The sequence below is a fragment of the Actinoplanes sp. NPDC000266 genome, assembly GCF_042899005.1.
Taxonomy (GTDB): Bacteria; Actinomycetota; Actinomycetes; order Mycobacteriales; family Micromonosporaceae; genus Actinoplanes.
Genome location: NZ_JBIAZI010000003.1, coordinates 657,847 through 670,455 on the forward strand (window position 1 = coordinate 657,847; position 12,609 = coordinate 670,455).

At 70.7% G+C, this 12,609-nt stretch carries 10 protein-coding genes; 6 read left to right on the forward strand and 4 right to left on the reverse strand.

Annotation, left to right across the window (positions count from 1 at the left end):
* The 4 genes from ACFY36_RS14530 (at nucleotide 1) to ACFY36_RS14545 (ending at nucleotide 3,192) form a co-directional block, all read left to right on the forward strand.
* Entirely contained in the window at nucleotides 1-519 is a 519-nt protein-coding gene (locus ACFY36_RS14530) for a hypothetical protein (protein WP_499746430.1), read from the forward strand.
* Nucleotides 516-2,261 (forward strand): AbeC-like domain-containing protein, encoded by a 1,746-nt coding sequence (locus ACFY36_RS14535; RefSeq protein WP_499746431.1) that lies wholly within the window; start codon nucleotides 516-518, stop codon nucleotides 2,259-2,261. Before ACFY36_RS14530 ends, ACFY36_RS14535 begins: the two co-directional genes overlap by 4 nt.
* The gene (locus ACFY36_RS14540) at nucleotides 2,258-2,947 is read left to right on the forward strand and encodes a TIR domain-containing protein (RefSeq protein WP_499746432.1); all 690 of its coding nucleotides are present in this window, start codon (nucleotides 2,258-2,260) and stop codon (nucleotides 2,945-2,947) included. Before ACFY36_RS14535 ends, ACFY36_RS14540 begins: the two co-directional genes overlap by 4 nt.
* Nucleotides 2,948-3,027: 80 nt before the next feature.
* Nucleotides 3,028-3,192, forward strand: a complete 165-nt coding sequence (locus tag ACFY36_RS14545) for a helix-turn-helix domain-containing protein (protein WP_499746433.1) — start codon at nucleotides 3,028-3,030, stop codon at nucleotides 3,190-3,192.
* Between the two features lie 342 nt (nucleotides 3,193-3,534).
* Here ACFY36_RS14545 and ACFY36_RS14550 read toward each other — a convergent pair whose 3' ends face one another.
* Entirely contained in the window at nucleotides 3,535-6,987 is a 3,453-nt protein-coding gene (locus ACFY36_RS14550; protein ID WP_499746434.1) for a glycosyl hydrolase, read from the reverse strand.
* A 177-nt stretch (nucleotides 6,988-7,164) separates the two neighbouring features.
* Between ACFY36_RS14550 and ACFY36_RS14555 the strand changes: the two genes are divergently transcribed.
* Complete coding sequence (locus tag ACFY36_RS14555) at nucleotides 7,165-8,307, forward strand: ROK family transcriptional regulator (protein WP_499746435.1); 1,143 nt, start codon at nucleotides 7,165-7,167, stop codon at nucleotides 8,305-8,307.
* Here ACFY36_RS14555 and ACFY36_RS14560 read toward each other — a convergent pair.
* From ACFY36_RS14560 to ACFY36_RS14570, 3 genes are read right to left on the reverse strand one after another with little or no spacing between them, the layout of a single operon-like run.
* The gene (locus ACFY36_RS14560; protein ID WP_499746436.1) at nucleotides 8,286-9,479 is read right to left on the reverse strand and encodes a multidrug effflux MFS transporter; all 1,194 of its coding nucleotides are present in this window, start codon (nucleotides 9,477-9,479) and stop codon (nucleotides 8,286-8,288) included. The genes ACFY36_RS14555 and ACFY36_RS14560 overlap by 22 nt on opposite strands.
* Nucleotides 9,458-10,342, reverse strand: a complete 885-nt coding sequence (locus ACFY36_RS14565) for an alpha/beta hydrolase (RefSeq protein WP_499746437.1) — start codon at nucleotides 10,340-10,342, stop codon at nucleotides 9,458-9,460. Before ACFY36_RS14565 ends, ACFY36_RS14560 begins: the two co-directional genes overlap by 22 nt.
* Nucleotides 10,343-10,356: 14 nt before the next feature.
* Nucleotides 10,357-11,535: an FAD-dependent oxidoreductase gene (locus tag ACFY36_RS14570; RefSeq protein ID WP_499746438.1), complete on the reverse strand. Its 1,179-nt coding sequence runs from the start codon at nucleotides 11,533-11,535 to the stop codon at nucleotides 10,357-10,359.
* Nucleotides 11,536-11,673: 138 nt separating this feature from the next.
* On the opposite strand from ACFY36_RS14570, the gene ACFY36_RS14575 reads away from it, so the two are divergent.
* Entirely contained in the window at nucleotides 11,674-12,579 is a 906-nt protein-coding gene (locus ACFY36_RS14575) for a LysR substrate-binding domain-containing protein (RefSeq protein ID WP_499746439.1), read from the forward strand.
* Nucleotides 12,580-12,609 lie beyond the last annotated feature (30 nt).

Below are 12,609 nucleotides of genomic sequence, written 5' to 3' on the forward strand. Positions count from 1 at the left end.
ATGACGACCGGCCTGACGCAGGTCGTCCTTGTGCTGCTGCCGGTTCTGGCCGGCGCGGCGGTCGGCGCCGTGCCGGCGATCGCCATCGAGCGCTCCCGGATGCGCACCACCTTGGACACCCGGTGGGATGCGGCCCTGCACCAGACGTGCGCGCAGTTCGCGGTCACCGCCCGCACTTTGATCGACATCGCCGAGGAGCTACCCGAGGCGGACGCACGCCGACGGCAGGACGCCGTCGCCACGATGACCCGCGAGCGCGGCCGGCTCCAGGTCCTGATGGCCGAGATCCGGCTGCTCGCAGATGCCCGGGTGCAGCTGGCCGCCCGGCAGGTGGTCCGGCACACCTGGGCCGTACAGAGGGTCGCGATCGGCGCCGGCCCGGCCGGGGACGGCGCCGCGCCGCGGGAGCGGGCGCTGGCCGGAATATTCGAGTTCTATCGCGCGGTCCGGCTTCAACTCCGGGTTCCGGAGGCCGACAAGCTGGCCCCGCTCAATCCACCGACGGAGGGGCGGCAATGACCATCGGTACGAACACACCCGACGAGCCGGAGCGCGCGGGTCACGATCCGTCGCCGACGACGGACACGGATCCCACGCAGTGGCTGTGCGGCGCCGTCTACGTCGACCTGGATCTGCGCCGGTTCGTCCTGAACATGTTCCTCGATACCGGCCTGCGCACCTGGCCACCCAACTACGGGCTCGACACCACGGCCGTCGTACGACACGCATGGCAAGCCCGGCGATGGACGCGCCGCCGGGACATCCTGCTCGGCGTCGTGGTCCTGAGCGCGCTGGTGGTGCTCGTGACCCGCTGGCTGAGCCGCGGTGCCCTCGTGCCGGCTTGCGTGGTCGCGGGCCTGATCGGTCTGATGATGCTGACCCGGTGGATCCTGCGGCGCCGGAGGATCCGCATTCGCGACGTCTTCAAGTGGCTACGCAAGCGGGGCCGGTCCGGACGCCGGGCAGCGGTGTTGACGGCACTGGCCCTGATGATCGCGGCTGCTCTGTCGGGGCACGGGTTCGTGCGGGCACTGCGTCCCGGCGACGCCGTCGTGCTGGGGATCGCCGTCGCGGTGGTTGTCCTGATCGGCACAGTCGATGGTTTCGTCGTCCTTGGGCGGGCGCGCCGCTTCCTGCCCGATCTCGGCGCGACAACACCGTCGACGATTGCGCTGCGGGATGCTGCGCCGCCTCTTCCCGTACGGCTGGAGCGGCGCCTGAGCGTGCTCGAGGACGGCGCCGCTCCCGAGAAGGGATCCGACGGGCCTTTGGCCCGCGTTCTCGTGTACGACCTGCCGACCCGGCGCCGGACGTTCGTCAACAACACGTTCGTTGGCAGCGGCGAGTCCCTCGGCCCGTTCGAGATCAACGTCGACGTCTCCAAGGGCCACCGGGGCCTGGACGGTAAGCGGCACGAGCCCCTCCCGGTCAATCTGGAGGAACTGCACCACGCCGTGGCCACCGCCGCCGCACGGCAGGACGCCAAGAGCCTGTGGTGCGGGTTCCGGATGTACGTCGACGGCACGAGCGTCTCCAAGGACCTACTGCCGACGCGGTCAGGGCGACCGGTGGCGACACAGGAGCTACGGGTCGTGCTGGACCGTCTGCGACAGCCGGTGCCCGGGGAGCGAACCTACCTGTGCGTGCAATTTCCGCTGGCAAACTGGGCCTACCGGATCGTGCTGACCCTGTTCGTCCGGGCCGACCTCACCGGCGACCACCTGATCGTGCACAACGACATTCTGATCCTGCCCGGTCCCCTGGTCAGCGGCCGGAAATGGCCCAGCATCCCGACCGACGCCTGGACCCACGGGGGCGGGGCGCTCCGGCTCGGGATGACGCGGATCTGGGGTGCCGCGGCGGCCAGCCCTGTCCGGGTTCTCCTGGACGTGGCCGTTCTTCTCCGCCGCCTTTGGAGCCGCGTCTTCCTCTGGAATCACATGTGGCATCAACGGCGACTCGCGCACGGCGCGGTCTACTCGATCCGGGAGAAGCTCGCGGAAGGCGCGGTTGTCGTCCATCCCGATGCCGTGCAGGACATCAACACGGCCATCGCGTTCCTGATTCAGCTGCTGCAGAACGGACTGCGGAACTATCTGGAAAGCCGGGACATCGACACCACGAGGCTGGATGACGACATCAAGACGGTCATCACCAACCAGCAGACCAAGATCGAGGAACTGCACGCCAAGAACGTCACCTTCGGAGACCACAGCCAGGCCGGCGACAACAACCAGCAGACCGGGAATGGAAACTCATGAGCGAGAGCAGCCGGATCAGCATCGACAACCTCTGGACCCACAACATGACGGCAGGCGACGGCAGCCGCGCCGGTGACAACAACTACCTGACCGGCCCTGGCGGCTCCGACCGGAAGACCGGCCCCGACGACGTCTCCCGCAACGTCTTCGTCATCTACGGACGGGACGACGAAGCGCGCAAGGCCGTCTTCGACTACCTCCTGGCGCTGCGGCTCAACCCGCTCGAGTGGGAGGAACTGGTCGCCGCGACAAGGTCGACCGCACCGTCGCTCGCCGACGTGGTCCGGAAGGCTCCCCTCCGCGCCCGAGCGGTGGTGGCGCTGCTGACCCCGGACGACGTCGTCCACCTCCACCCCGCGCTCCGCGGCGACGGCGACACGGCGGCCGAACGCCTGATCAGCTGCCAGGCTCGGCCGAATGTGTTCCTGGAGCTAGGGATCGCCTTGGCCACACATCCGTCGAGCACGATCGTCCTGCAGGCGGGCCTGATGCGCGAGACCGCCGACCTCGCCGGCCTGAACTACATACGCCTCGACGACACGCCCCGGTGGCGCCACAAGGTCGCGGAACGACTCCAGAGCGCCGGCTGCCCGGTCAACTTGAGCGGCGACTGGTCAAATCCGGAGCGTTCGGCCGGGTTGGCGGCGTTCCGCCGGACGGCCCAGGACGCCCCGCGCCCGTCCTAGCGTCGGCCAGCCCGGCCATGGAGCGCACCGCCTCAGCAGGAAAGTGGAGAGGCCCCCTCCGGGTGAGTTAAGCTGCGGCCGTGCCGACCCCGCCCGAACGCCCGTTGCGGCGCGACACCGAGCGCAACCGGCAGCGCATCCTCGAGGCGGCCCGCGAGGTCTTCGCCGCTCGCGGGCTCGACCTCACCCTCGACGAGATCGCCCATCACACCGGGGTCGGCGTCGCCACGCTCTGTCGACGCTGACCCCGCCGCGAGAGCCTCGTCGAGGACGAGCTCGACCGGCTCGCCGAGTGTGCCCAGGCGGCGTCAAAGCACCCCGACCCGCAGGAGGGCCTGATCAGCTACTTCGAGCAGGCGACCGAGGCCGTCGCGCACAACCACGGCTGAGCAACGTCCTGTTCAGCCGCGAGTACGCCGACTCCGGCGGCCCTGGTCTGTGGCGGCGTTATCTGGCGGCGACCCTCGACGGCTTGCGCGCGGGCCCCGGCGTGGGCCCTCTCCCGCATCCGGCGCCGGAGCCCGAGGCGGTCGACGAGTTCGCCCTGCGGTGGAAACCGCCTCGCCGACCGACCTGGGACCGGCGTGCTATTCGACCGCTTCGAGGCGGACCGGGCCGAGAAGCCCCGACGGTTCGAGCGGGCTGGCGGCGGTCAACCCGAACGGCACACCGACCGACACCGTGACCTTGGTCGTCGTGCCGGGCTGCATGTCGCCGACCATGCGGTTGTACCAGCTGTTGGTGACGCGCACCTCCAGCTTGTTGGCGCCGGGACGGATCGCGTCGGTGACGTCGACCCGGTACGGGGAGCGCCACACCGTTCCGGCGTCGGCCCCGTTCACCTTCACCTCGGCGATGTCGTCGACCTCGCCCAGGTCGAGCCAGATCCGGCCGGAGGCTTCGCCGGACGGAGCGGTGAACGTCCTGGTGTAGGTGGCCGTGCCCGAGAAGTATCGGATCCCCTCGTACGCGTGCTGCGACAGGTCCTGAAGGAAGGGCAGCTTGGCGGTGGCCGGCGCGCCACGGCCGGCCTGGAACGCCACGTCCCACTCCCCCTCGACCACGCCGATGGTGCGCCGCTTCGCCGCCGCCGCGGTGTGTGATCCCGGGGTGCCGTGCGCGATGACGACGAACCGGGAGTCCGACGGCCCGAGGTCGAGGGTGAGCGCGGTCCGGCCCTTGTCGGTCGTGAACGCCGGCGTCGAGACGGTCCCGGTCACCGGGTCCCACAGCTCGACGGTCTTGCCCACGGCCCGCAGCGTCACCGCGGCCGAGGTGGCGATGGCGCGGCGGTTGGCCACGTAGTAGACGTCGGCGTCCGAGGTGCGCCGGTGCGTCCAGCCGAGCGGGTCGTTCTGGTCGAAGGCGTACTTCCAGTCCTCGGTCACCCCCAGGATCGACAAGGCTTCATCCGGGTGTACGCCTGTGAACACCCGGCCGGCGCCGACCACACGATCGTGCTCGTCCTGCGCGCCCCACAGCCGCCGGACCAGCTCGGCGAACTGCTTGTCGTCGTCGGCCAGGCTCGGGCTCGACACCGGGCGCGTTCCGGCGACCGCGGCGCCCGCCTCGACCAGTGCCGCGAGCTTGCGCAGCACGGGCAGGGTCATCCGATACGACGAGCCGCCCAGATAGAGCAGGCTGTAGGCCATGCCGGACTTGGTGACGAGCTTGCCGTCCTTGACCGACAGCTGGTTGAGCACGACGCCGGAGTTGACGAAGTCGTAGTCGTACCGGATCGGGGCGTCGGTCAGCGGCGTGGTCTCGTCCCACGTCGCCGCCGCCGGCGCGTCCTGTCCGTAGAAGTAGGCGACGTCCTTGACCGCCCGGCCCTGGCTGAGCACGTGTGAGCAGCGGGCCAGATAGGTGGTGAACGGCTTGGCCTGGTCGGCCCAGGTCTCGTTGCGGCTGAAGAACCAGCCGATGCCGGCCAGCGTGACGCCGGGACCCTTGTCCTGCGGCTGGTGGGCCGACGTGTGGATCAGGAAGCGGTTGACGCCGGCCAGCAGGATCTGGTCGGCGGCGGGCTTGATGTCGCCGGGCATGAGCTTGCGCTCGCCGAAGGTGAAGGCCTCGCATCCGACGTACTTGCGGCCGTAGATGTTGGCCACGCTGGCCGCGCCGCGCATGTCGATGGCGTAGCGCTCGCCGAGCCGGTCGCCGGGCGCGCTCGGGTTGCCGCTGGCGCCCATCGGGATGTCGGTGTACTGCCTGGTCTCCATGTCGTCGGCCGTGATGACACGGCTTTGCTCGTACGCCTCGGAATAGGTCTGCCGCAGCCCCCGCTCGTGCGCCACCTCGTGTACGACGCGGTAGTGGTTCTGGGCGACCAGCTCGGCGATGGTGCGCCGCCAGTCCCACAGGAACCGGTCGGACTCGACCGGCCCGCGCACTGTCGTACCGATCAGGGCCGGCAGGTAAGGCCCGGCGTCGTAACCCCGGCGGGAGCGGAACTCCTCCAGGATCCGGTCGGTCCAGTTCTGGTTGCCCGCCTCGTACGAGTCGTTGAGCAGGCTGGTCAGTCCGCGCCGGCCGAAGGCGTCCTTGCCGGCCGCCTGTTCCATGCTGTCCAGATACGTGTTGAGGTACGCCCGTACGCGCTTGGCGTCGAGCTTGTCGACCTCCAGGCCGGTCGCGGCCTCGGTCGCCGGCCCGTTCTGATGACCGGTCGGGCTGGAGCCGAGGCGTACGACGACCCAGGTGCCCTTCGGCGCCGACCAGCGCAACCGGCCGTTGGCGTCCATCGACCGGGTCAGGTCGACGACGTCCGAGGTGGCGACCGCGGCGGCCGAGCCCTGCACCGGAGTGTCGATCTCGTAGTAGTCGGCGGTCTGGTAGAAGCCGGCCTTCGCCTCGAAGTTGTGCACGGTCGGCGTGGTCCGCAGCACCAGCGACCGCAACGAGATCGGGACCGGGCCGGTCGGCTGCGGTTGCCACCAGGGGGTCTCGACGGGGATGCCCGGCGTACGGAACACGATCCGGAAGTATCGGGCCGTGGCCGACGGCATGAACAGGGTCCGCTGCTCGCCGCCGTACACACCTTCGGCGACGCGGCGGTAGTCGCGTCCGTCGGCGCTGGCCCAGACCTCGGCGATCGGGCCGATCTCGAACTGCTTCTGCAGCGACGCCGAACTGCCGGCGGCGATGCTCACGCCGGTGACGGTGACCGGCTGCGCGAACTCGAGCCGCACCCAGGACGGGTTCTCGGCCGTGGGCGGCGCCAGGTAGGTGACGTCCTTCAGCGAGCCGCTGGAGAGCTGAACGCTGTTGATCTCGACGCCCTTGGCGCCGCCGGAGACGACGGGCGAGGTCGGCGACGCCATCGTGCCGGAGGCGTACATGCGCGGTTTGAGCTGGGCCTGGTTACGCGTGCCGGCCGGGACGCGATAGGCGAAGACGCGGGCGTCCTTGTAGTAGTGGGCGTCGGCCTCGCCCGGGATCTCCTTGAACGGCCCGGCGATGTCGGACGGCCGGGGCAGGTCGGCCGTGATCGGGCGGCCGCCCTCGACCCAGGTCTCGGTCCAGACGATCTTCTTCATGCCGTCCTCGGGCTTCACCCAGGGCCCACCGGTCTCGGACCAGCCCGGCGAGGCCGCGATGCCGGCCTCCAGACCGAGCTCGGCGGCGCGGTTCATGGCGTACGAGAAGGCCTCGCGCCACGGCGCCGACTGATAGATGACCGGTGGGTCGACGATGTGCGGGAGGTTGAAGCTGCCGTCGAAGCTGAACAGGCCGCCGACGCCGGCCCGCTTGAACCAGTCGAGGTCCTTGGCGATGCCGTCCTTGCTGATGTTGCCGTCCATCCAGTGCCACCAGACGCGCGGCAGGGCCTCGGCCGGCGGCTGCCGGAAACCCTTGAGCAGGTCGGTGTTCTTGAGCGCCGAGGTGGCGCCGGGCGCCCGCAGCGCGCCGAGGGCGGACAGGTCCGGGGTATCGAGCGGGGCCGCGCCGGCGGCTCCCGCGGGTCCGAGCAGGCTTCCGCCGGCTCCGATCGCGGCGGCGCCGGCGGCGCCCTTGAGGAGGTCTCTACGGTTCGGCACAGCAACTCCTGGGGAACGAACGTGAATGGAACGTTTCAACCGCATTGCCGAGGGATTCCACGAGTGCGAATCCGTGCTGGTCATCGTCATCGGGCCGAAACAGCCACGTCAACATCGAAGGCAGTCACATTTACGCTTACCTTGTGGCCGGACCGGCCATAAAGCTAGCCTGCGGGGATGCCGGACCCGAGCGCCCCTCGCGCCTCCGAACGCCGCGTCCTCCAGGTCGTCGCCGAGCACGGCGCCCTCACCCGGGCCGAGCTGAGCGCTATCGCCGGGCTGCCGCTGCGGACGGTCACCGCCGCCACGTCCCGCCTGGCCGCGCGGGGGCTGCTGACGCAGAACCGCGCGGCGCCGTCGCGGCGGGGGCGGTCGGCCACGGTGTTCGCGCTGCCCGCCGAGGGGAGGACGCTCGGCGTGGTGATCGTGACGCACGACGACATCACGGCCTGCCGGCTCGACGAAAAGGGCGATCGGCTCGGCCCGGCGGTCCGCGAGGACTTCCGCTGGTGGGCGTGCCCCGATCTGGCGGCCGAGGCCGCGCGCCTGCTCGACGGCCCGGTCGACGGACTGGTCCTGGCCATCCCGCAGGCCTACCGCCAGGGGCACGGTGTGACGCTGTTGGAGGACGGTGTGCCGAGCTACTACGGCATCGAGGACTATCCGGAGTGGATCCGCGGCGACCTCGCGGCCCGGCTGACCGAGCGGCTCGGGGTGCCGGCCGTCGTCGAGAACCTCATCAACCTGGCCGCCCTGGGCGAGTCCGCCGACGTACAGAGCCTGCTCTATCTCCGCCTCGGCGACATCGTCGCGAGCGCTGTCGTCGTCGAGGGCCGCATCGTGCGCGGCGCGCTGGGGGCGGCCGGCGAGCTGGGCCACGTGCACGTCGACCCGAACGGCAAACTCTGTGCGTGCGGCGCGCGCGGCTGCCTCGGCACCGTCGCGAACGCACGCCACCTGCTGGAGGTTCTGCGGCCGCGCTACGGCGACAACCTCGGCCTCTTCGACGTCGTGGCCCTGGCCGCCCAGGGCGAGGAGGCCGTCCGCCGGGTCCTGGCCGACCTGGGCCGCACGGTCGGGGCGGCGATCGCCGGAAGCCTGGTGATGATCAACCCGGAGGCGCTCGTCGTCGACCCGGTCCTCGGCCCCGCCACCGCCCCGGTCCTCGACGGCCTGCGCGAGGCCATCGGCCGGGCACTGCCGACACGACTGCGGACGGCCCTCACCATCACGGCAGGCCGTCCGCAGCAGGACGCGGTAGTCACCGGGGCCACGACGTTGTGGAAGAGCAGTGACCGTCAGCGGAATGCCGCGCGCTGAGCGGGGCGGCGGGCGGCGACCTGGGCCACCAGCAGACCGGCGATAGCGGAACAGGCCATGCCGGCGGCCATGGAGACGGTGATCGAGCCGAAGGCCGACAGCACCGGAGCCACCATGCCGCCGACACCGAACTGGAGGAGACCCACCACGCCGGAGGCGGTGCCGATGTTCGCGTCCTGATCGGCCAGCGACAGCGCGGTGGTGGCCGGCACGATGAGGGACACCGACGAGACGGTGGGCAACAGGATCGCCAGGAACACCAGCACCGGTACGTCCGCGACGGCCGCCGCCAGCAGCGCCGAGGAGCCCGCGGCGGCGACCACCAGGCCGGCCGTCAGCGAGTAGCCGGCGCCCTTGCGGCGCACCAGCGCGGACCCGGCCGAAGCGGCCGCCACCATGCCGCCGGCCATCGTGGCGAAGGCGAAGCTGTACTGCTGCGCGCTGAGCCCGAAGTCGTGCTGCAACACGAAGGAGCTCATCTCCACGTAGCAATAGAGCATGACGCTGCCCAGGGTCAGCACGGAGGCGTACATCCGGAAACGCGGATCGCCGAAGGCGGCCGCCAACCGCCGCGGCGCCAACGGGTTCCCGGTCCCGTGCCGTTTCCCGGCGGGCAGGCTCTCGGGAAGCGCCACGACGACGGCGATCAGCAACGCCACCCCGATGGCGCACAGCGCCACGAACACGCCCTTCCAACTCGTCACCAGCAGCAGCTGCCCACCCAGCAGGGGCGCGACGACCGGGGCCACGCTGGTGATCATCACGAGGGTGGAGAACACCCGGGCCGCCGTCGCGGTGTCGCACAGGTCCCGGACGATGGCGCGGGCGATCACGATGCCCGCGCCACCGAAGGCGCCCTGAGCGAACCGCAGAACGATCAGCAGCGTCAGTGAGGGCGCGAAGGCACACGCGAGCGAGCTGATCGCGTACAGCAGCATGCCGATCAGCAGTGGGGGCCGCCGGCCGTACCGGTCGCTCAGCGGGCCGACGATCATCTGCCCGGCCGCGAGCCCCAGCATGCAGGCGGTGACGGTCAGCTCGGCGTGGGCGGGTTCGGCCCCGAGTTCAACGGTGAGCGCCGGCAACGCCGGGAGGTAGAGCGCCATCGACAACGGGCCGATCGCCGACAGCGCTCCCAGCACCGCGAGCGTCAGAGGGTCTTGGCGAGCCACGCCGACGTCCGGGAGATGATCTCGCTGAAGTGGTTGGAGAGGATCTCGTAGTGCTGACCGGGGTATTCGATCAGCTCCTTCTCCCCCGCGATCCGCTCGAACATCTCACGGGCCTCCTCGACCGGCGCCACCGTGTCCTGCGAGGCGAGCACCATCAGCGTGGGCTGGGTGATGCGCTCGGCGTAGGCGCGGACCTCCATCTCGAAAAGCTTGTCGAGGGTGGAGATGGTGATCTCGTTCCGGAAGCTGGGCAGGTTGTGGATCATCTTCTCGACGAACTCAATGCCCTCGTGGTCGCTGAACATCACCGGGTGGCCCGGCGTGGCCTCGCCGTGCAGGCGGATGGTCCGCGGCGCCTCGCCACGGGCCCGGCCCAGCCGGTCGACCGGGATGAGCGCCTCCAGTTCGGCGAGGGTGCCGGCCGGCTGCAATTCGCGGGCGCTCCAGCCGCTGACCGGCGGGATGATCGCGACGACGGCCTTGACGCGCCGGTCGGTAGCGGCCACGAACATCGCGTTGGCGCCGCCGATGCTGATGCCCCACAGGCCGATCCGGCCGGCGTCGATGTCGTCGCGCAGGATCATCTGGGTCAGCAGGTCGCGCAGGTCGCGGCACTGCTGCCAGGGGTCGAACTCCTGGCGCGGCTCGCCGTCGCTATATCCGGTGCCGCGGTGGTCGTAGACCAGACAGGCGAGACCTTGACCGGCGAAGACCGGGCCGTTTCCGTACGACGACTCGGCCGGCCCGCCGAGGCCGCCCTGAAGCACCACGAGCGGGTGCGGTCCTTCACTGTCGGGCCGGAACAGCTTGCCGCGCAGGACGTTCCCGGCGACGGTGACGGCGATGTCTTCTTCGATGGGCATGACAGAGGGTCCTCTCAGGAAGGGGTGAAGTCGTGGTCGAAGGCACGCGGGTCGGCCGAGGCGCGCAGGATCGGGAAGACCTGCTCGCGCATGTCCCGCTCGTAGTCGCCGATGGCGGTGATCAGGTCCTTGCGACCGGCGGCGGCGTGACCCAGTTCGCCGGCGAGCGCGGCGGCGTCCCGCAGGGCGCTGTTGGCGCCGGCGCCGAAGGTCGGTGGCATGGCGTGGATGGCGTCGCCGAGCAGGGTGACACGGCTCGGCGCCCACGGCTCGGCCGGCTCGAGGTACCGCATCGAGTTCGGGAAGATCGAGGCGGTGTCGATCAGGTCGACCAGGGCCCGGATGCCGGGCGCCCAGTCCTGGACACCCTCGCGGATGAGCTGGTGCAAGCGCTCGGCGGGAGTGCTGAAAAGCTCGTCGTCCGACAGGCTCACCGAGCAATTCACCATCATGTACGGCTCGACCGGGTCCACCGCCGCGCCGGGTGCCAACTGCGCGACGGCCTCGGCGACCGGCTGGCGCGGGTCGAACAGCCCGAAGCTGAGCATGCGGCCGCCCGGGCCCATGGCCAGCACGAACCCGTCGAGCAGGTTCGGCGGGAGCTGGGCGATAAGCTCGTCGTCGGCCGGGGCGAGCGAGTACAGCCCTCGCATCCCGGTGTCCACGACCGCGACCCCGGGCAAGCGCTGGTGGCGCACGACCGAGTTGATGCCGTCCGCGGCGACCAGCACGTCGCCATCGGCGGACGAACCGTCGGCGAAGGTCAGGCGTACGCCGTCGCCGGTCTCCTCGTAGCCGGTGACCGTGTGGCCGAAGTGCAGGACGTCGCCGAGACCCTCGCACATGATCTGCCGCAGGGTCCGCCGGTTCACCGCGGTGTGCGGGCGGACCGGATCGTTCGGCGGACCGATGTGCGGCCGCGTGCCCACCTCGTCGCCCTGGGGGTCGACGATGGTCAGGCATTCGCGCCGCGGGTTCTTGCGCGAGGTCCGCATGTAGAGCTCGAACAGGTTCTCCGGCAGGCACTGGCGCAGCGCGCCACCGCCGGCCGCGTTCATGTGCAGCCGGTAGCCGGCCCGCACGAGACCCGGCGCGGCCTCGTAGACGGCGCAGCTGATGCCGGCGCGGCGCAGGCCCTGCGCCAGGCAGAGCCCGCCGATGCCGCCGCCGGCGATGAGCACGTGAAAGGGCATGGTTCGACCTCGTGAATCGTGAGAGGGAAAGGGGTCCGAGGCGCCGGTGGAAGGAGTATTTCGGCGAGGTGAACGGTCCGGGAAGGCGGAAACTTTGGGCTAACCTATAGACCGCGTCTATACCTGCTGGAGGCCGCGATGAGCCTGGATCTGAATCTGCTGATGTCGCTCGACGCGCTGCTGCAGGAGCGCAACGTGACCAGGGCCGCGCAGAAGCTGGGGCTCAGCCAGCCGACGGTCAGCGCGGCGCTCGGCCGGCTGCGCCGGCACTTCGGCGACGAGCTGCTGACCCGCACCGGCAACCAGTACGTCCTGACGCCGCTGGCGGAACGGCTGGTGGAGCAGACCGCGCAGGCGCTGTCGTGGACCAACCGGGTGTTCGAGAACGGCGCCCGGTTCGATCCGGAGACCTCCACCCGCGAGTTCATCCTGATCGCGTCCGACGCCCAGCTCCCGGTTTTCGGCCGGGCCCTGACCGAGCTGGCGCAGCGCGAGGCGCCGGGCGTCCGGCTCCGCTTCCAGCACAGCACCTCCGCGGTGGTGCTGCACGCGCTGGAACATCTGCGCAACGTGGACGCGCTGGTGCTGCCTCAGGGCATCGTCGCCGGCATCCCCAGCGTCGACCTCTACCGCGATCGGTGGACGTGCGTGGTGTCCTCGGCCGGCGGCGGGTCACCGGAGCTCGGCGTCGAGGATCTCCGCCGCCGGCCGTGGGTGCTGCCGTACGCGAGCCCACTGCCGGTGCTGTCGGTCCTGCACCGGCTGCGCGCGGCCGGCGTGGAACCGCGCGCAGGCGTCACCACCGAGGACTTCCTGTCCATCCCGCACCTGGTCCGGGACACCGACCGGATAGGCCTGGTTCCCGGGCGGGTGGCCACGCTTTCCCGCGGGGTTCCGGGGCTCGTCACCGCCTCGCTGCCGTTCGAGCTCGGCATCCTCGTGGAGTCGCTGTGGTGGCACCCGATGCACGACCTCGACCCCGGCCACCTCTGGCTACGGGACGCGGCGACCCGGGCCGCGGCCTCCGTCGGCGAGCCGGAATGACACCGGCGAGACTCCCGCGCCATAGGCTCT

Coding starts and splice junctions, on each gene's coding strand:
- ACFY36_RS14555 (WP_499746435.1), top strand. CDS start 7,165: ATGCCGGACCCGAGCGCCCCTCGCGCCTCCGAACGCCGCGTCCTCCAG.
- ACFY36_RS14540 (WP_499746432.1), top strand. CDS start 2,258: ATGAGCGAGAGCAGCCGGATCAGCATCGACAACCTCTGGACCCACAAC.
- ACFY36_RS14530 (WP_499746430.1), top strand. CDS start 1: ATGACGACCGGCCTGACGCAGGTCGTCCTTGTGCTGCTGCCGGTTCTG.
- ACFY36_RS14575 (WP_499746439.1), top strand. CDS start 11,674: ATGAGCCTGGATCTGAATCTGCTGATGTCGCTCGACGCGCTGCTGCAG.
- ACFY36_RS14535 (WP_499746431.1), top strand. CDS start 516: ATGACCATCGGTACGAACACACCCGACGAGCCGGAGCGCGCGGGTCAC.
- ACFY36_RS14570 (WP_499746438.1), bottom strand. CDS start 11,535: ATGCCCTTTCACGTGCTCATCGCCGGCGGCGGCATCGGCGGGCTCTGC.
- ACFY36_RS14565 (WP_499746437.1), bottom strand. CDS start 10,342: ATGCCCATCGAAGAAGACATCGCCGTCACCGTCGCCGGGAACGTCCTG.